Source organism: Culturomica sp., assembly GCF_003524185.1.
Taxonomy (GTDB): Bacteria; Bacteroidota; Bacteroidia; order Bacteroidales; family Marinifilaceae; genus Culturomica; species Culturomica massiliensis.
The window spans coordinates 1-18228 of sequence record NZ_DOED01000014.1 but is presented as its reverse complement, the minus strand read 5'-3'; the positions used below and the strand labels follow the sequence as shown (position 1 = coordinate 18228).

The following is an 18228-nucleotide window of genomic DNA, read 5'->3' as shown; positions in this document are numbered from 1 at the left end:
AAGTGTATCTTTTACATTTTACTGAGTATTCTTTCGTTGATACAGAATCGGCGATTTAGAAAACTTCGCTTGTTTCTAATTCGTTAACTGTTCAATTTTATAAATTCTGTAATTCGTTTATTTTATTTAATAAAGGTAATTTTGGTGCCGATGCGGTTGATTTCTTTCCGTAAGGCATCCAGTTTTTCATTCCAGAGAACTAAAGCTGGTTCCTGGTTGGATAAACCGTATTTCATCAGTTCATCAAAATGGCGGTCAAAAAGTTTCAAGCGGACAAACTGACTCAAAGAAGGGAAAGTAGTACGCTTATAGAGCGTCTGCAACTTTTCCATCTCACCCGGCATCAGGCGGATATGCAGGTAACAGTAATGCTGTTCTTTTCTATTTTTGCGGGTCGTGCCATAAAAGAGGTTTTAAATGGAGTGCGTTTAGCCGTCTTCCGGGCAACCGGAAGCAAGGTTTTCGTGTTACGAAAACATACCTTGCTTTTATCTTTTCTCAGCCACAAAGCTAAAAAACAGACCGGCACCACTTACATTTTACGTATATCTTCCGGCTCAATTTTATCCCTGAAAAGGATTTTAATTATACCCGCAAAAAACAGAAATAGCACTTTGGCCCCGTCCCCGGGTGCTAGTTTTTAACCCATTCGGAACACTTCGTAGAAGGTACTGCAATACCGGGCAAATTACCTGATAAAGGGAAAAAGAAAGAAATTTATATCGGCCCATACACACCGCAGGAACTATCCATTGGATCAGAGGAAAAATCACCTTTTATCAACAAACGGACCTGGATAACAGATAGCATTCTGTCTCCCCAGAATGATTACATTCTATCCACGCCTAAGGGTTCCGCCTTCTGCATCAGTCAGGAAGACCTGCTTACATTATGCGAAAGAATCGAGGATTTCCTGTCAACTACAACAGATAACTAATAAAGAAATGGTTCTTGTAATATTAACACAAGAACCGTTTCCCTCTCAGTCTTTCTTAACTCTCTGACTTTGCAATTTATCATAATTGAAATACTTCTTGGTTTCTCGATTCAAAATGAGAATAATATTTTCTAATTCATTTAAACTATTCTCGTTATCATTTAAAACCAGTAGATCTTCACTTAATTGTTTTTGATTTGATAATAAATCTTTTTCCACAGATAGACCTACCCAAGTTTCATTTTCAACTACTCTTTTTATTGATTTTATTTGATAAAACTTATCGTGAAAATAACTTATACTCTGGAAACTTTCATATACCAATATTAGTCCATAAACTTTATTCAATTCATCTTTTGATAGCTCTTTCCCATGTTCTAAAATTTTTTCTGTTATCTTTTTAAGATCAATGATAGAAATATTATACCTTAGTTGATAAGCATAATGACAAAGTTTTTGAATATTCATTAAAAGCTCAAACACAATTCTGGGCTGAACACTATTTTTATATTTTTTAAAATCAGATTTTAAATATAAAATAAAATCTTTTATTAAAAAAAATTGCTTTTGAGGATCACTTTTTACACTCGGTTCAATATATTCAAGCTTTTCTGTAGTTAATAGATTTAAAATAAGACCGATCTGTTTTTTTAGATAATACTGAAAATTTCTTTTCGTTCTATGCTCATCATACTTTTTTTGAGCAAATGGAATAATTACTGAAGCAACCAAAGCTAAAATTGCTACAAATAAAATCCACGGCTCCCAGTTAATTTTTTCATTTTGAATTATCGAAAGTATTTCACTCATATTTACTTAACTACAAATAAAATCAGTAATCGAAGATTAAATAAAAATTATTTATTTAATTCTTATATACTTCATATATAAACAATTATATTATACCACTTTTCTTTAACTTTCTTTGTAATTCATAAAAAGTCTGTTCAATATTTTCCCCACTAAAAGGAATATATTGAAGACCTGCTAAATTTGAAAGTTCTTCAGTTCCTTCTTGTTTAAGAAGTACAACATTATCGAAACCAAGTCGTCCTTGAAACAAACCACATTCATGAATAACATTTTGCCTTGCTCTTAGTTGTCCTTTACTAGTTTCATCTTCTGCTGTTAAAATTAAAATAGCAAAACTCGAATTAGACAAAAAATTTTCCAGAATTCCTATTATTGATTCACTTGTACGATTTTCAGATTCAAAACAAAAAACTTCCACGCTCAATTCTTCTTTTAAAAATAACTGAATTCTAGCCCATAGTTTACTTCTCCCATGTCCAATAAAAATTTTATGAGATTCAGCTTTAGCTTTTATTATTCTTTTAGGTTTTAAATTACTTAGCTCAACTTGTAATTGCTCTTCAGAATATTCATTCAATATATTCGTTATTTCAACAATTCTCCTTACAGTTGAGTCATTAGTCGAAGTTTGCTTAGGTGGAATATATAAGCTCCTGCCTGTAGATCTATATCTTGAAAAGAATTTTTCTATATTATTGACATATATATTAATTTCGGTAAAATCATCTTTTGATAAATCAGAATAATTAATTTCAGCAAGCTTTTTTACAAAAGAACTTATTGAAGAAAAGAAATCCAAATCACTTTTAATAGCTTCCCAAAGTGCTTCTGTCAAAATTTTCAACTCCTTTATTATCATAGTAAAAAATCAAATTATTATAATACACCTTGATTACAAAAATAAGTATATTTTGACAGAGTTTTCTTTTTATAACAAAATTATTAATATACATATATTAATGACAAAACAAAAGTATTAATTCATTCCTTCATTATAAATGTAGCCCTCTTTTCCGCTTTGCCTGCATTTTTTGTTCCAACAAAGCCATATCTTCACTGATTTTCTGTTCGATAATCCGGGCATATATCTGAGTGGTGCGGATACTGTTATGACCCAGCATTTTACTTACGGTCTCTATCGGAACACCCTGCGAAAGAGTGACCGTCGTGGCGAAAGTGTGACGCCTTTGATGGAAAATCCGCAGCAAAGCAGTCATAGGAATAATGAAGACTGACAATAGGTAACCTGTTTGAAATGAAACAGTTTGCTCTAATTTGCTAAAAGGTGGAAGTTCAGAATACAGCGGATTTAGGCAGCTTTTCAGTTACCAAACCGTTAGCTATTCAGTTACCGAGTAAAAACAGGTAACTGAAAGCGGATAAAAGAAATTGAAACGGCTTTATCTTCGTTGATACACAGTATTTTGCATATCAAAGAGCGCTTATTAACCCGGTAACTTTGCCGAGAGGCAAAGTCCATAAAAGTTATAAGCGTATGAAAGAAGAAAAATTCAAGGTTCTGCTCTACCTGAAAAAGAGCAGCCCCGACAAGTCGGGCAAAACCCCGGTCATGGGGCGTATCACTGTCGGCAAGTCCATGTCGCAGTTCAGTTGCAAAATCTCGTGCAGTCCCGACCTGTGGAATCCACGTGAAAGCCGTTTGAATGGCAAGAGCCGTGAAGCAGTTGTCACCAATGTCAAGTTGGATAAGCTGTTGCTATCCATCAATGAAGCCTACAACGCTCTTTTGGAGCGCAAGCAGCACTTCACCGCAGAAGATGTGAAGAACCTGTTTCAGGGAAGCGTGGAAACACAAATGACTTTATTGAAAAGATTAGACCTGCTGATTGATGATTTGAAATCCCGTGTGGGTGTGGATGTTGCCGTCGGGACTATTCCCGCCTACCATTACACCCGTAAAGCCCTTGCCGAACTGATAAAGAAACAGTTCAATACTTCCGATATAGCTTTCGGACAACTGAGTGAACAGTTTATCCGGGATTTTCAGGAGTATGTACTTGGCGAGAGAGGCTATGCAATGGAAACCGTGCGCCACTATCTTGCCATTCTGAAAAAAGTATGCAAGCTGGCTTTCAAGGAGGGACACTCCGATAAATTCTATTTCGCCCATTACAAACTCCCCAAACAGAAAGAGACCGCCCCCAAAGCTCTCAGCCGTGAAGACTTTGAGCGGATACGGGATGTTGAAATATCTTCCAGACGCCCGTCACTCGCCCTCACACGGGATCTGTTTCTTTTCGCCTGTTATACCGGAACTTCTTATGCAGATACGGTTTCCATTACCCGTGAGAACCTGTTTACCGATGACAACGGAGAATTGTGGCTGAAATACCGTAGAAAGAAAAATGAGATGCTGGCACGTGTAAAGCTGTTGCCCGAAGCCATAGCCATGCTGGATAAATTCAAGGACGACACACGGGCAACATTGCTCCCCGTACAGGATTACAGGGTGTTGAGAGCCAACATGAAAAGCCTGCGTATCCTCGCCGGAATGGAAGCCGATCTGGTCTATCATGCCGGGAGGCACAGTTTCGCCTCGCTGGTTACGCTCGAAGAGGGTGTACCGATTGAGACTATCAGTCGTATGCTGGGGCATAATAATATCCAGACGACACAGGTGTATGCCCGTGTTACCCCTAAAAAGCTATTCGAGGATATGGACAAGTTCATCGAAGCGACCCAAGACTTACTATTAATCCTTTAAAAACAACAATATGAGAAGTACATTTAAACAGCTATACTATATAAACAGAGCGAAGGTAAAAGCAGACGGAACAACAGCGGTATTATGCCGTATCACCATTGACGGTAAAAACAGCGTTATAACAACAGGCATCTATTGTAAACCCGAAGACTTTAATTCCAAGAATGGAGAAGTCAGGGATAACAAGGCAAACGGCATCCTTCTGAAATTCAGACAGAAAATAGAGCAATCTTACCAGCAGATACTCAAGGAGCAAGGCGTTGTCAGTGCCGAGCTGTTGAAAAACACGATTATCGGTGTAAACTCCGTTCCGACCACTTTATTACGGGCAGGCATGGAAGAACTGAAGCGACTGGAAAAACGCTCTGTTGAAATCAACTCCCGTTCCACCTATCGTGGTTCTGTTATCTATCAAGAGTGCCTGAAAGGATATATCATGACTTTTGGAAAAGAGGACTATCCATTTTCGGAAATAACAGAACAGTTCGGGCTGTCTTATAAGGTGTTTCTCCTAAAGGAACTTGGTTGCAGTACCGACAAGATGAACAAGTGCCTGTGCTGGCTCAACAGGCTGATTTATATAGCCGTGGATAGGGAGATAATCAGAGCCAACCCGTTGGAAGATGTTGCTTACGAAAAGAAAAACAGCCCGAAACTTCTTCATATCAGCCGCAATGAACTGAAACGTATGATGGAAACCCCGATGGAGGACACGAAGCTGGAACTGGCTCGCAGGATGTTTATCTTTTCTTCTCTGACCGGATTGGCTTATGTGGATGTTTATAGGCTTTATCCGCACCATATCAGCAGAACAGCCGACAACCGTACTTATATCCGTGAAAAGAGAGGCAAGACCAATGTGGAGGCTTTCATCCCGCTGCACCCGATAGCGGAACAGATACTTTCGCTTTACAACACTACCGATGACACGAAGCCCGTTTTCCCCTTACCTATCCGTGATATTCTTTGGCACGAGATACACGCAGTTGGCAATGCGCTGGAATTTAAGGAGAATCTCTCGCACCATCAAGCCCGGCATACATTCGGAACGCTCTTGTTATCAGAGGGCATTTCGATTGAGAGCATCGCCAAAATGATGGGACACACCAATATTTCTACCACGCAAGTCTATGCGAGAGTTACCGACCAAAAGATTTCGGAGGACATGAACAGGCTGATGGAAAGGAGAAAGACAAGAGATAATAATTCAATCTGATAAAATGAATATGGAAAAGAAAACAATAGTAACAATCAACGGGAACGGCACTGTGTCTGTTCCCGACAAGGTGATGATGCAGGATTTTGAGATAGCCGGACTGTTCGGGGTAATGATACCGGCAATACGGTCTGATATACGCGCCATTCTGAAAACAGGTATCATAGCGGGAAACTTTACCAACGGCGCAACATTGGTTGGTAACAACATTTTGCCGGATTATCACGGTTTGGATATGGTAGTGGCTCTTGCTTTTCGGATTCAATCGCCACAAGCAGAACTTTTTCGCAGGTGGATATTAACTAAGATGGCTGAAAGAGGACAGCATATAACTCCTCAAATATTTGTTGCCATGAGTAGCAAGAGAAGTCCTGAAACACTGAATTGATACGCCAATACTTATTGAGTTTATTAAACCTGTACGACAACACGTCTATAAGTCAATGGCTGAATTAAATCACCGTGTCGGTCATTTCCATTACAGGGGCAAAGGAAGTTTCGGGATAGCGAACAGTCAAGCTCAAGCCCTGAAGGGTTACGGCTGAAATCTCCACCTGAAGGTTGTATTTAAGCCGTAAAACTTGCCTGCTCCCTATCCCTGCACAAGAAAAGCCCCTGCAACGAAAACGACCGACACGATGATGACGCATAGCATCCGATACCAGAGAGGCACAACCGATAAATCCGGCTGTGCCTCTCTGGATTGGTAGCGTCACATTGGCAACAAAAAACTCCCTCCCCTCAGAATCAGCATAGCTATTGCCAAGCCTTTCGGTGGTACTTTTCCAGCATCTTTTGAATTTCGGACTCTTTGTAAAGCACCTTGCCACCTAATGCAATATAAGCAATCTGCCCGTTTGTCCTCCAATCCTGTAAAGTCCTGCGGCTGATTTTCAATCGCCGGGATACTTCTTTGTCCGTCAGGAACCGTTCACCGCCTAATGTCGGTCTGTGACCGGCAACCAACCGTTCAATGCCCGATAACATTCTATCTAAGGAACCGAACAGGCGTACCACCCGTTCATGCTCATTGGTAATAATCCCGCTCATGCTTACTTCGTTTTAAGTTTATTGATTAGCGACTCTATATCTTCGGGACGATAATACATCTTGTGTCCGATTTGGGTGTAGGATAGCGTACCATTATCCCGATACGTTTGAAGTGTCCGCTTCGAGATACCCAATATCTCGCACACTTCCTGATTGTCGAGCCACTTTTGCAGGGCTTTATCGCCACTGACACAGCACAGTGCTTCTACTTTTTCGGCAAAGTTTTCAAGCCTTGCCATCATCATTTCCCATGTTCGGGATTCTACATTGATTATTTCCATGATTCTATCTTTTTAAAATGTTTTCTCTTATTTCACCGGCAAATAAATGATAATTTTTCCGTATCTCAATGGATTTCAGCGAAGTGGCAGCTTGTTGCGCCGGGATGGAAGTGTGTGGCGTTCAAGTCGGTTCAAATAACACACTGCACCCATTGGTTATTCTCGGTTAGCTGATGATAAATAGCCCACCGGCAGAACCCGGCAAACTAACCCTACTTGATATAGTTGGCAAAGAGAAGTTTGGCGCATTACTCCGTATAAGTATCGTAATACACTGACTTGTTGGATTATACAAAATAAATCCTCTTTCTTTGCAGTGTTTAGTCAGCCAAGTACACTGACTGTCTATACACATAGTATTCATTTTTAATCCAATCAGACAATGAAAGAAAAGACAGACGAGCCTATCGACATCCGGGATTTTATCAGCGGTTCAAGTTATTACAGCAGGAATACACCGGTTGAGAGTGAGAATCGGCAAACAGAGAGCGATGCTTGCACATTGCCACCCTCATCCGATGAATTACCTCTAAAGGGAGGTGAACCGGATGTACAGAGTGGAACTCCCCGACGAGCCACCACCAAACAGCGCAAGGCATCGTTGGATGAGTACCGGGAGCAGTTTCTCCGCATCCCGAAGATTACCGACCGACAACCCGTATTTGTCAGCCGTGCCACCCGTGACCGCATTGACGATGTCGTGCGCAGACTCGGTGAACGAAAAATGAGCGTGTCGGGATTCTTGGAGAATCTGGCACGGCATCATCTGGAACTCTATGGGCAGGACATTGAACAGTGGAGAAAATTATAATTACTGCCATTCAATGAAATAAATGGGCACAGTATATCCACTCGGTTTACTGTGCCCATTTTGATAATAAAGCTAATTTTTAATCCGACATTCGGAGGATTTTTGAGTTCACCAGAACTCAGCAAGGTGTCCTTTGAGTTACTCAAAGGCTTGTGGGTTACTCCCACAGCAAGGTGTGTATCGAGTTACTCGATACCTTTTGAGCTACTCTCAAAAGCCTTGCCCTGTGGGAGTAATCACCCTCCGAAGTCGGGTGATTGTAGTATTAATTCCTGTGAGTTATTTCGTTTTAACTGAACAAATTAATTAAGGTGGTACTAACTCAAATACCTCTTTCGATATTCTAAAGGTGATACATCCATGTTCTTTTTGAAGAATTTACTGAATGCCGCCTGATCGGGGAAGTTCAGCTCTTCGCTGATTTGCTGAATGGTTGTCTCTTTTCTGCGGAGAAGCAACTCGGCATCTGACAGAACCATGTCATGGATAATTTTAATGGCGGGCATTCCGAGGACACACTTTACCGCACGAGATAGATATACAGGAGTAACATGAAGTCGGTTGGCATAGAAGGCAACCTCACGCTCTTTCCGGCTATTTGTCAGAAGCAGCTTAAAAAATGCAGCAACGATATTTTCACGATTACTCGATTTATGACCGACCTGCTCTCTGCCCGATTTATGAATACGAATATTCCATGTCTCAAAAATCAGATCCGCCAAGCCATGCGCTATCAGCTTCGCCTGATAGGGATGTTCACTGCGCTGCATATTCCATTGCAACCGCTTTAGATTGTTGTGCAGAATTTCAAACTCGGCTTTGTCCAGTTGTGTAACAGGAGTTCTCAGCGGAGAATTAGTTCCTGTTGTCAAAGGCGGTCTTTCGCTGTCGATCAGGCTTCTAAGATAATTAGGCTTTGCAAGGAGGAAGTATCCTTTGAAATCTTCCGAAAGCGAAACTATTTGCATAATATGCCTTTGTGATAGAATCAAGAGCATATTTTCTCTTATATTATAAGGAATATAATCAATATTCATTTTGAGTCCCCCCCTTTCGACTAAGACAATGGCAATAGTTTCCAATTTCAAAGGAAATCTTTTTTTGTTCAGAGTTTCTTCAGGAAGCCCCTGTATATCGACAATTACAACCTGCCGTTGATAGTGTGTTGCAGCAGATAAATCAATCCTTTCTATAAAATCGGCAAATCTTAACTCTTCTATTCTTTCCATTCTGAAATATGATGAAGTAAAATGTTTAAAATATACAACATTGAATTGCGTATTAAGCTAAAAATGCTGCACGAAGATATATAAAAGTCTATAATTGACAAATTTAGATCAAGAAAAACCATTGAAACTTTTTTGGCTTATACCGAACTTTGCACTTTCAAATGATTCTTCGGATGAAGATGATTGTAATATCAGCAATAGAATATAATAAATGAAAATAAAATGAGATCAATGAAGATTAAATCAATTATGGTGTATGGATGTTGCTTTCTGAGTGGAATGATGGCAATTTCTTGTAAAAACAATGCTCCGGTACAGACCAGTAAGAACGAGTATAAGGTAATGACAATTTCCCTCGGTGATAAAGATTATTCAAACAACTATCCGGCTACGATAAAAGGTCGTCAGGATATTGAAATTCGTCCGCAAATTTCGGGGCTTATCACTGAAGTCTGTGTACAAGAAGGGCAAAGCGTAAAAAAAGGACAGCCTTTGTTTATCATAGACCAAGTAGCTTGCAAGGCGGCATTAGAAACGGCTATTGCTAATGTGGAAATGGCACAGGCAAGTGTCGAAACAGCTCGTTTGAATGCCCAAAGTAAACAGGAATTATTTGGGCAGCAAGTAATTTCGGAGTATGATCTGAAAACAGCTAACAACTCATTGAGAAGTGCGGAAGCCTCACTTGCGCAGGCAAAAGCACAAGAAAAGAATGCCCGGAACAACTTCTCTTTTACGGTGGTAAAGAGTCCGTCTGACGGTGTTGTCGGCATACTTCCTTATAGAATAGGTGCGTTGGTAAATTCAAGCATATCTACTCCGTTGACGACAGTTTCCGATAACAGCGAAATGTATGTTTATTTTTCGATGACCGAAAAGCAGGCATTATCTTATATACGTGAAAATGGTTCGATGAAAAACACGCTTGCGTCTATGCCCGAAGTAAAATTGCAGTTGGGCGATGGAAATCTTTATTCCGAAAACGGTCATGTGGAAACGATTAGCGGTGTTATAGATCGTAGTACGGGAACTGTAAGTGTGCGTGCCGTATTTCCGAATACGGAGCGTATTCTTTTAAGCGGTGGAGTAGGCAAAATTATTTTTCCTGAGACCATAAAATCGTGTATTGTCATTCCGCAAAGCGCCACATTTGAATTACAGAACAAAGTATTCGTTTATAAAGTATTGGAAGGTAAAGCGCAATCGGCCGAAATAACAATTCTTCCTGTGAATGACGGGAAAACCTTTGTAGTTGAATCAGGGTTGAACACCGGCGATATAATCGTAGCAGAAGGTGCTGCTCTTTTACGCAATGGAACTCCAATAACAATAAAAAACTAATAAACAGACTGATATGCTAAAGATATTTATCGACAGACCGATACTTTCGGCTGTCATTTCTATATTAATCGTATTTTTGGGTATCATCGGGATTAATACACTCCCGATTGAACGCTACCCGAATATTGCTACACCTACTGTTACCATTACAGCCGCTTACACCGGAGCCAATGCCGAAACTGTACAAAAGAGTGTCCTTGTTCCATTGGAAGAAGCTATCAACGGGGTTGAAAATATGCTTTACATGACTTCGGAAGCCACTAACAACGGAAGTGCGACTATAAGGGTCTATTTCAAGCAAGGGACTGATCCGGATATGGCAACGGTGAACGTGCAGAATCGTGTGTCCAAAGTAACCGCACAACTTCCTTCCGATGTTACACGGGGAGGTGTTTCCGTGAGTAAGCAACAAGCCTCTATTGTCGCCGTGTTCACACTGTATAGCAGTGATGATAAATTCGATCAGGATTTTGTATCAAATTATACAAGAATCAATCTATTGCCGCAGGTATTGCGTATCAACGGAGTTGGCGGTGTAAGCGTACTTGGTTCGGAATATTCCATCCGTGTCTGGCTCAAACCGGATGTAATGGCACAGTACAGCTTAAAACCCTCAGATATAACAACGGCTATCGGAGAACAAAGCATCGAGTCTCCTACAGGTATTCTTGGCGACAATTCGGGCAATACGTTTCAATACACCATGAAATATCGTGGACGGTTTGAAACCCCTGAAGAATACGAAAATATTATTATCCGTTCTTTATCGGATGGAGAGATACTCCGGCTGAAAGATGTAGCTACGGTTGAACTTGGGGCGTTGAACTATGCGATGAATGTGCAGTCGAACGGACACCCCGGAACAGTTCTTACGATACAACAGTCTGCCGGTTCCAATGCGACCGAAATTTCCCAGGCTCTCGACAAGTTGTTGGACGAGGTGGTTCCGAGTTTACCTCCCGGTATGGAAGTAAAGAAACTATTGGATGTCAATGACTTTTTGGATGCTTCAATCAAAAATATCGTTATCACATTGTTGCTTGCCATTTTGTTAGTTATTACTGTGGTGTATGTTTTTCTGCAAAGTATTCGTTCCACACTTATTCCGTTGGTGTCTATTATAGTTTCGATATTGGGTACATTCGGCATTTTATCCCTGCTTGGATTCAGTATTAACCTTCTGACTTTATTCGCTCTCGTTTTAGCTATCGGCTCTGTGGTTGATGATGCAATTATCGTTGTCGAAGCCGTACAAACCAAGTTTGACAGAGGTTACCGTTCGTCCTATAAAGCTGCGGTAGATGGAATGAGTAATATTACGGGAGCCATTATAACCAGCACGCTTGTATTTATGGCTGTATTTATTCCCGTATCGTTTATGGGAGGCACTTCGGGTGTGTTTTTCACGCAATTCGGTCTTACGATGGCAGCTGCGATAGCTCTTTCAACCCTTAATGCGCTGACGTTGAGTCCTGCTCTTTGCAGTTTGCTTATGAAACCTGATAAAAAGGCAAATGGTGGCAAAACATTCGAGCAACGTTTCCGTACCGCATTTAATACCTCGTTCTCTGCCATTACAAACAAGTATAAAGGGGGAGTGAGATTTTTTGTCCGGTACAAATGGATTACGGGAACTATTCTTTTCGGTGCTATCGCTTTGCTTGTTGTTTTGATGAGTACCACCAAATCCGGATTTATACCTCAGGAAGATCAGGGGTTGTTGTATGTCAATGTTGCCACGGCTCCCGGCAATACCCTGCAACAAACCGAAGAAATCGTTGGTAAAGTCGAAAAGGTGCTAAAAGATATTCCGCAGATAGAATCATACGCCAAGATTTCGGGATTCAGCCAGATTTCCGGTCAAAGTGCTTCAGCAGGAACCTTTATCATGTCTCTTAAACCGTGGAATGAGCGCAGAGGAGAAGAAAATAGCATAGATGCCGTAACAGCGAAAATAAAACACCTGACAACACCCATTACGGATGCAAAGATATTTATGTTCTCATTGCCTATGGTACTTGGCTATGGCAGTGCGAGCGGCGTTGAACTCTATTTGCAGGACAAAAAGGGAGGCAGCGTATCGGATTTCTTTGCTGTTTCACAAAATTACATAGGGGAACTGAATAAACGACCGGAAATAGCGATGGCTTATACTTCTTTTAATACTAATTTTCCGCAGTATATGGTTGATGTGGATGCTGATAAATGCAGTTCGGTCGGTATTTCACCGAAAGAAGTACTTACCGTCCTTTCCGGTTATTGCGGAGGACAGTATGTAACTGATTTGAACCGTTTCTCAAAAGTATACCGGGTAATGATACAAGCTACCCCCGAAGACCATTTGAACGAACAGTCACTTCATAATATATATGTCCGTACAAGCGGAGGCATGGCTCCTGTCAGCCAGTTTGTAACCCTGACACGTACTTATGGGTCGGAATCATTGACACGTTTCAATATGTTCAACTCCATATCCGTCAATGTGAGGATTGCCGAAGGTTATAGTTCGGGCGATGCCATCAATGCCGTTCGGGAAACGGCAAATACCTTTATGCCGACTGGATATGGCTACGAATTCGGAGGCATGACACGTGAAGAATCGGGCTTGTCAAATAATATGGTTATTATATTTGCTGTTTGCCTTATTTTTATCTATCTGATACTTTGCGCCTTGTACGAGAGTTTTCTTATTCCTCTTGCCGTGATTGTATCTGTTCCTGTCGGACTGATGGGAAGTTTCCTGTTTACTAAAATCATGGGGTTGGAGAATAATATCTACTTGCAAATGGGAATCATCATGCTTATCGGGTTATTGGCTAAAACGGCTATTCTGATTACAGAATACGCCCAAAAAGCCCGTAAACGAGGTATGAGTATCCCTCGTGCGGCTCTTAATGCCGCTACCGTGCGGCTTCGTCCTATTCTGATGACCGCATTGACAATGATTGTCGGTTTACTCCCGCTTCTGTTCTCAACAGGTGTGGGAGCCAACGGAGATATTTCTTTAGGAGTGGGAGCCGTCGGAGGAATGTTTGTCGGCACATTGGCTTTGTTGTTCATCACTCCTGCATTATTTATGCTGATGCAACAATTACAAGAGAAATTAGCGCCCAAAAAGAAAAGTCAAGAAGAAGAAAACAATTAAAAACATGTCCAATGAAGAGAATAATAATAATATCAATAATTTTTGCCTTGCCACTTTTAATAAGCAGCTGCGGCATATACAAACCTTACTTGCGTCCTGAAACTAAAACAGATAAACTTTTCGGGGAAACTGTTGAAACGACAGATACAACAACTATTGCAAGTCTGAAATGGGAACAGGTGTTTACCGATAGCGACTTGCAAAGACTGATTCGCAATGGCTTGGGTAATAACGTCGATTTGAGGATTGCACACTTGCGTATAACTCAAGCGGAAACGTCGTTGAAGTCTGCACGGCTCTCTTATTTTCCTGCCGTATCGTTCAATCCGCAAGGAAATCTAAACAGTTTTGATGGCAGTGATGTAGCAAAGACCTATCAGTTGCCTGTTGCAGCCAGTTGGGAATTGGACATTTTCGGGAAAGTGACCAATGTGAAGCATCAAAAAAAGGCGGCATTGGAGCAGAGCAAGGCTTATCAGCAAACAGTCCGGACACAACTGATTGCAAATATTGCCAATTCATATTATACCTTGCTGATGCTGGACAAACAATTAGAAATTACGTTGCAAACTTCTGTTCTCTGGGAAAAGAACGTCAATGTCATGCGTGCTTTAAAACAAGCAGGGCAAACAACCGAAGCAGCCATCGCACAGGCAGATGCAAATAAACGTTCCGCCGATGCTTCCGTGATAAACCTGCGCCGCCAAATCACGGAAGTAGAGAATGCCTTATGCGTTACTTTAGGCGAAACGCCCCGTGCGATTGAACGAGGAAAATTTGAGGAACAAGTGCTTCCTGAAACACTATCGATTGGAATCCCATTACAATTGTTATCCAATCGTCCGGATGTCCAAAGCGCCGAAGCGGCACTGATGCAGGCTTATTATGCAACTAATGAAGCCCGTTCATATTTCTATCCATCCATTACGCTTAGCGGAAATATCGGATGGACAAATAGCGGTGGAGGCGGTATCAGCAATCCGGGAGCAATTCTTTGGCAAGTTATCGGAAATCTGTCACAGCCTATTTTTAACAAGGGAGTAAACAAAGCTCGTTTGGATATGGCAAAGGTACAGCAAGAAGAAGCTAAGTTGAATTTTCAACAAACTTTATTGAATGCCGGAAGCGAAGTAAACAACGCTTTGGCACAATGTCAATCGACCAAAGAGAAAGTGAGCTTGTATGACCAACAGGTTACTTTGTTAAAATCCGCCGTACATAATACACAATTGTTGATGCAACACGGCAACACGACTTCTTATCTTGAAGTCCTCACTTCACAACAAACTTTATTGCAAGCCCAACTTAACCAAATATCGAACCGCTTTGATGCCATACAAGGAGTTATAACACTTTACCGTGCGCTGGGAGGGGGAAGAAATTGAACTTTTAGATGATATGAAGGAAATGCCATATAAATGTAATAAAGAAACTGTTTGCGAAGAAAACCCTTTAGGCTGTTCTTTTCAGATAATGAATTATTCGCGAAACACAGAACGTAGCAGTGTAAATTTGGGACAGCACGTGCTGCTGTTCTGTCAAAGCGGACACATACGCATCACGAGTAATAAGTTCAAGGAAGAGTTTTTGTGTGCAGGAGAAATATTATTTGTGCCTCGTGGTAGTGACTATTACGGAGTAGCGTTGAGTAATACAATATTATTTATCCATTACTTTAATAACACAGTATGCCATGCAGAGAATTGTATTCTCTCTTATCTCTATACGCATAAGCATATAGAGCCAAAGGAAGGAAAAAGCTATTTTTACAGTAAACTCACTGTCTGTAAACAACTGCTACACCTACTGGACGGAATAAATGGCTATATAGATGATAAAACGCACGAGCCGAATTTATGGAAACTGAAACATAAGGAATTGATTTGGCTATTCAGCAAATATTACACACCTGAAGAGTTGCAACTTTTCTTCCATCCGATGACCGATGAGCAAATCCCATTCAAAAGCCTTGTACTGACACACTACCGTAAAGCCAATTGTACGAAGGAACTGGCGGAATTATGTGGCTATGGGTTACATACCTTCCGGCGAATATTCAAAAATGAGTTTGGAATACCTGTGTACCGCTGGCTGATTCAAAAGCGGGCAGAACACATTAAACACCGCTTGTCAATGCCATACATCCCCTTTTCCGACATTATTGACGAGTTTAACTTTTCTTCCGCTCAACACTTCAACAGCTTCTGTAAACAATATCTGGGTGATACACCGGGTAATTTGCGAAAAGAGAATACTTCTTTTACAAAATAAAGTATCTGTGGTCATTTTCTGTTAGTATATGATAAATTTATATGATTAGCTATATTGTTGATATTCTTAACTTTGCACCCGAAACTAAAGAGAATATTCAATGCAGATAAAATGTAAAGAGATGATACGGGAAATGGATAGCCGGATAGCAGCCATCGACCTGAACGGGAGTCATATTATCCGGGATTGTAAAGCGATGCTTGTCTTCCTGAGAAAGCAGCTAATAGAATTAAAAGCATTAACGGAATCTACCCTTTTCCGTGATGAAGCAGAAGAAATTTCCTTTTTTAAGCATCATAAACCGACACTTTTAGGACAGTTGATTTATTTCCATGAGATACTGCGCATCGAAAGCCAACGTCCCATCGGGGATGATGAGTTGGATACTTATTACGAAAAGAGACAGGAAGAACAAAAACTGTTCTTTGATCGCCATGTAGCATTCTTTCAATATTACCGCAGCGGGGCAACTTATATGGATAAGTACTATTTTCTGCGAGGAAAGCAAGAGAATATTGTCAATATGGATGTATGCCATCTGGATGATGATTCGGCGTTTTCGACGGGATATGACCATCTTGTCGCCCGCATCATGGCTATGGAGATGTTGTATGCTTTCCTTTCGGTGAAACGTACTAACCTGCGAAATGGAGGTGAAAATATGTCTACCGAACTTCTGAAAGTTAAAGGTTTCTACAAGTGGACTGGTACTGCTATCGAATTGGTGGAAATAGTGTACGGACTCAGTGAAATGGATAGCATCAACAACGGTGAAACCCCGATACACGAATTAGCCGCCTTTATAGGAACACTGCTGAACATCGACATCCGGGATTGTTACAGTGCCTACACGGATATGAAACGCCGCAAGAACGTAAGTCGCACATACTTTCTGGACAAGATGCAGGAACGGTTGAACAAAAGGATGGAGCAGGACGATGATAAGGAACAGAAACGGAAGTAGTATTCTGATAAAATAAGGAATAGAGTAACTTTTGCATAAGATAGTGTTGTTTATTGAGATAAATTCTGTATTTTTGCATCCATCAAGTCGCTCTTTGAGATGTGTGTAGAAACATAGCAGAATAAAGCATTTCGCTCGTTTCTAAATCGTTACCTGTTAAGAAAGATATTCTTGCAAACTACTCATTATCAGGTGGTAATGAGAATAATAATGTCTTGCCAAATGGAAAGTAATGTGTTTGCCGATATTACAAAGCGTAGCGATTTCATTCAGGTATTCATTCATCTTTTGGTTACTGATTACCGGAAGTAACTTCCCGTCGGGCTGTTTTCCCTTATATTTCGCCAGAATAGCTTTGGGAATCTCCAATAAACGGACACTGGAAACGACCTGTGTCTTTTGCCTGCGGATCTTTATCCATTCATGACCGTCAAAAGAAGTCTGAAGGTTCTCCCCCTTCAAATTAGCTATGTCAATATAAGATAAACCCGTATAGCAACTGAACACAAAAATGTCCCGCACCTGCCCAAGACGTTCCGAAATGAATTCCTTCGTTTCTATCCGCCCGAGCTCCTCCTCTGTCAAATAGCCACGGTCTACCTCATCAAAATGAAAATCAAACTTCACAAACGGATCGCTTTTCACTATTCCCAAATCCCTTGCCACCGATACCACTTTACCGAAACGCTGTATAAACTTCATCGAAGTATTGTTGGTACATTCACATACTTTCCGCAGATACAGATAAAAATTCTTGATGAAAAACAAATCTACTTTATTCAGACATATATCTGTTACGCCGTATTTATCCGTCATAAAGGCAAGCAGACGGTTTCGGGTAAGGATATAACGGCTGTAAGTCTTCTGCGTAGTAGTTCCTGCCTCTGCCTTTAACCGGTATTCCCGGTTGAAACGGTCGAAAAAGTCCAGTAAAGTGGTATTGTTTCTCCTTTCCTCCTCCTTCTTTTTCAGCGCTCACTCATCCCTTCCCAGATAAGCATCCCGCACCTTTTCCGCAGTTACATAACCGTCTTCGGTGAGCAGCCGCTGATAATGCTGTGTAATAGCATGACGCGCAGCATCGAGCATCGCATTCAGCCGGATAATCTCAGGCGTCCGCCCGATAGCACGCCCCTTCTCCACACTCCAGTCCTCTGGCCTCACCGATAGACCGGGCCGAAACTCCACGGCTTTCCCGTTCACCGTAATACGTCCGATAACAGGCATTTCCCCGGTTTTACGCGCCGCTGTCCGCTTTAAGAAAAACGATAATGAAAAAGTACTTTTCATGCTCTCATTTTTTATTACAAACTTAGGCTAAAGCCTGTAAATGAGAATGTTTATAGGATGGACAATAGGGGCCTGAAATCAGCCATTCCGGGACTTCGCGTGGCCATTTTTCGGACAGCTAAAAATGGCCACGGATAGTGTTTCAAAAAGTGTGT

General features: G+C 41.0%; 18 protein-coding genes and 1 pseudogene. 9 read left to right on the top strand and 10 right to left on the bottom strand.

The annotated features are described in order from the left end of the window. Positions 1–122: 122 nt before the first annotated feature. The 4 genes and pseudogenes from DD657_RS05740 to DD657_RS05725 all read right to left on the bottom strand — a co-directional run. A complete protein-coding gene (locus DD657_RS05740) occupies positions 123–332 on the bottom strand; it encodes a hypothetical protein (RefSeq protein ID WP_287048961.1) in 210 nt (69 codons plus the stop codon). Between the two features lie 650 nt (positions 333–982). Then, positions 983–1747: a hypothetical protein gene (locus DD657_RS05735; RefSeq protein ID WP_287048960.1), complete on the bottom strand. Its 765-nt coding sequence runs from the start codon at positions 1745–1747 to the stop codon at positions 983–985. A gap of 85 nt (positions 1748–1832) precedes the next feature. Then, on the bottom strand, positions 1833–2609 hold the full coding sequence (locus tag DD657_RS05730) for a TIR domain-containing protein (protein WP_287048959.1): 777 nt from the start codon (positions 2607–2609) through the stop codon (positions 1833–1835). A 133-nt stretch (positions 2610–2742) separates the two neighbouring features. Next, positions 2743–2946, bottom strand: a pseudogene (locus DD657_RS05725) (tyrosine-type recombinase/integrase); the annotation flags it as partial. Positions 2947–3245: 299 nt separating this feature from the next. Between DD657_RS05725 and DD657_RS05720 the strand changes: the two are divergent. Genes DD657_RS05720 through DD657_RS05710 form a run of 3 tightly spaced genes read left to right on the top strand, consistent with a single transcriptional unit; the run spans position 3246 to position 6079 of the window. Then, positions 3246–4475, top strand: a complete 1230-nt coding sequence (locus DD657_RS05720) for a site-specific integrase (RefSeq protein WP_287048958.1) — start codon at positions 3246–3248, stop codon at positions 4473–4475. A 10-nt stretch (positions 4476–4485) separates the two neighbouring features. Beyond that, positions 4486–5691 carry a site-specific integrase gene (locus DD657_RS05715; RefSeq protein WP_287048956.1) on the top strand — a complete coding sequence of 402 codons (1206 nt, stop codon included), beginning with the start codon at positions 4486–4488 and terminating at the stop codon, positions 5689–5691. A gap of 10 nt (positions 5692–5701) precedes the next feature. Next, positions 5702–6079 (top strand): virulence RhuM family protein, encoded by a 378-nt coding sequence (locus DD657_RS05710; RefSeq protein ID WP_287048954.1) that lies wholly within the window; start codon positions 5702–5704, stop codon positions 6077–6079. A gap of 64 nt (positions 6080–6143) precedes the next feature. Here DD657_RS05710 and DD657_RS05705 read toward each other — a convergent pair whose 3' ends face one another. Genes DD657_RS05705 through DD657_RS05695 form a run of 3 tightly spaced genes read right to left on the bottom strand, consistent with a single transcriptional unit; the run spans position 6144 to position 7022 of the window. After that, entirely contained in the window at positions 6144–6407 is a 264-nt protein-coding gene (locus tag DD657_RS05705; protein ID WP_287048953.1) for a hypothetical protein, read from the bottom strand. A gap of 40 nt (positions 6408–6447) precedes the next feature. After that, a complete protein-coding gene (locus DD657_RS05700; protein ID WP_287048952.1) occupies positions 6448–6741 on the bottom strand; it encodes a helix-turn-helix domain-containing protein in 294 nt (97 codons plus the stop codon). 2 nt (positions 6742–6743) lie between these two features. Next, positions 6744–7022 carry a helix-turn-helix domain-containing protein gene (locus DD657_RS05695; protein ID WP_287048950.1) on the bottom strand — a complete coding sequence of 93 codons (279 nt, stop codon included), beginning with the start codon at positions 7020–7022 and terminating at the stop codon, positions 6744–6746. 382 nt (positions 7023–7404) lie between these two features. Between DD657_RS05695 and DD657_RS05690 the strand changes: the two genes are divergently transcribed. Further along, positions 7405–7833: a DUF3408 domain-containing protein gene (locus DD657_RS05690; RefSeq protein ID WP_287048948.1), complete on the top strand. Its 429-nt coding sequence runs from the start codon at positions 7405–7407 to the stop codon at positions 7831–7833. A gap of 317 nt (positions 7834–8150) precedes the next feature. Here the strand turns inward: DD657_RS05690 and DD657_RS05685 are convergent, their stop codons facing one another. Continuing rightward, positions 8151–9062: an AraC family transcriptional regulator gene (locus tag DD657_RS05685; protein WP_287048946.1), complete on the bottom strand. Its 912-nt coding sequence runs from the start codon at positions 9060–9062 to the stop codon at positions 8151–8153. A 231-nt stretch (positions 9063–9293) separates the two neighbouring features. On the opposite strand from DD657_RS05685, the gene DD657_RS05680 reads away from it, so the two are divergent. The 5 genes from DD657_RS05680 (at position 9294) to DD657_RS05660 (ending at position 16783) form a co-directional block, all read left to right on the top strand. Beyond that, the gene (locus tag DD657_RS05680) at positions 9294–10403 is read left to right on the top strand and encodes an efflux RND transporter periplasmic adaptor subunit (RefSeq protein WP_287048944.1); all 1110 of its coding nucleotides are present in this window, start codon (positions 9294–9296) and stop codon (positions 10401–10403) included. A gap of 13 nt (positions 10404–10416) precedes the next feature. Continuing rightward, on the top strand, positions 10417–13548 hold the full coding sequence (locus DD657_RS05675) for an efflux RND transporter permease subunit (RefSeq protein ID WP_287048942.1): 3132 nt from the start codon (positions 10417–10419) through the stop codon (positions 13546–13548). 11 nt (positions 13549–13559) lie between these two features. Next, entirely contained in the window at positions 13560–14933 is a 1374-nt protein-coding gene (locus tag DD657_RS05670) for a TolC family protein (RefSeq protein ID WP_287048940.1), read from the top strand. Positions 14934–14946: 13 nt separating this feature from the next. Continuing rightward, positions 14947–15819, top strand: coding sequence for a helix-turn-helix domain-containing protein (locus tag DD657_RS05665; protein WP_287048938.1), 873 nt, complete (start codon positions 14947–14949; stop codon positions 15817–15819). A 121-nt stretch (positions 15820–15940) separates the two neighbouring features. Next, the gene (locus DD657_RS05660; RefSeq protein ID WP_287048937.1) at positions 15941–16783 is read left to right on the top strand and encodes an RteC domain-containing protein; all 843 of its coding nucleotides are present in this window, start codon (positions 15941–15943) and stop codon (positions 16781–16783) included. 156 nt (positions 16784–16939) lie between these two features. Here DD657_RS05660 and DD657_RS05655 read toward each other — a convergent pair whose 3' ends face one another. Both DD657_RS05655 and DD657_RS05650 read right to left on the bottom strand, forming a co-directional pair. Then, positions 16940–17713 carry a site-specific integrase gene (locus DD657_RS05655; protein ID WP_287049079.1) on the bottom strand — a complete coding sequence of 258 codons (774 nt, stop codon included), beginning with the start codon at positions 17711–17713 and terminating at the stop codon, positions 16940–16942. A 45-nt stretch (positions 17714–17758) separates the two neighbouring features. After that, complete coding sequence (locus DD657_RS05650; protein ID WP_287048936.1) at positions 17759–18073, bottom strand: Arm DNA-binding domain-containing protein; 315 nt, start codon at positions 18071–18073, stop codon at positions 17759–17761. Positions 18074–18228: the final 155 nt, after the last annotated feature.

Excerpts from the sequence above, each read along its gene's own strand:
- DD657_RS05740 (WP_287048961.1), bottom strand. The coding sequence starts at position 332 with ATGGAAAAGTTGCAGACGCTCTATAAGCGTACTACTTTCCCTTCTTTG.
- DD657_RS05735 (WP_287048960.1), bottom strand. The coding sequence starts at position 1,747 with ATGAGTGAAATACTTTCGATAATTCAAAATGAAAAAATTAACTGGGAG.
- DD657_RS05730 (WP_287048959.1), bottom strand. The coding sequence starts at position 2,609 with ATGATAATAAAGGAGTTGAAAATTTTGACAGAAGCACTTTGGGAAGCT.
- DD657_RS05720 (WP_287048958.1), top strand. The coding sequence starts at position 3,246 with ATGAAAGAAGAAAAATTCAAGGTTCTGCTCTACCTGAAAAAGAGCAGC.
- DD657_RS05715 (WP_287048956.1), top strand. The coding sequence starts at position 4,486 with ATGAGAAGTACATTTAAACAGCTATACTATATAAACAGAGCGAAGGTA.
- DD657_RS05710 (WP_287048954.1), top strand. The coding sequence starts at position 5,702 with ATGGAAAAGAAAACAATAGTAACAATCAACGGGAACGGCACTGTGTCT.
- DD657_RS05700 (WP_287048952.1), bottom strand. The coding sequence starts at position 6,741 with ATGAGCGGGATTATTACCAATGAGCATGAACGGGTGGTACGCCTGTTC.
- DD657_RS05695 (WP_287048950.1), bottom strand. The coding sequence starts at position 7,022 with ATGGAAATAATCAATGTAGAATCCCGAACATGGGAAATGATGATGGCA.
- DD657_RS05690 (WP_287048948.1), top strand. The coding sequence starts at position 7,405 with ATGAAAGAAAAGACAGACGAGCCTATCGACATCCGGGATTTTATCAGC.
- DD657_RS05685 (WP_287048946.1), bottom strand. The coding sequence starts at position 9,062 with ATGGAAAGAATAGAAGAGTTAAGATTTGCCGATTTTATAGAAAGGATT.
- DD657_RS05680 (WP_287048944.1), top strand. The coding sequence starts at position 9,294 with ATGAAGATTAAATCAATTATGGTGTATGGATGTTGCTTTCTGAGTGGA.
- DD657_RS05675 (WP_287048942.1), top strand. The coding sequence starts at position 10,417 with ATGCTAAAGATATTTATCGACAGACCGATACTTTCGGCTGTCATTTCT.
- DD657_RS05670 (WP_287048940.1), top strand. The coding sequence starts at position 13,560 with ATGAAGAGAATAATAATAATATCAATAATTTTTGCCTTGCCACTTTTA.
- DD657_RS05665 (WP_287048938.1), top strand. The coding sequence starts at position 14,947 with ATGAAGGAAATGCCATATAAATGTAATAAAGAAACTGTTTGCGAAGAA.
- DD657_RS05660 (WP_287048937.1), top strand. The coding sequence starts at position 15,941 with ATGATACGGGAAATGGATAGCCGGATAGCAGCCATCGACCTGAACGGG.
- DD657_RS05650 (WP_287048936.1), bottom strand. The coding sequence starts at position 18,073 with ATGAAAAGTACTTTTTCATTATCGTTTTTCTTAAAGCGGACAGCGGCG.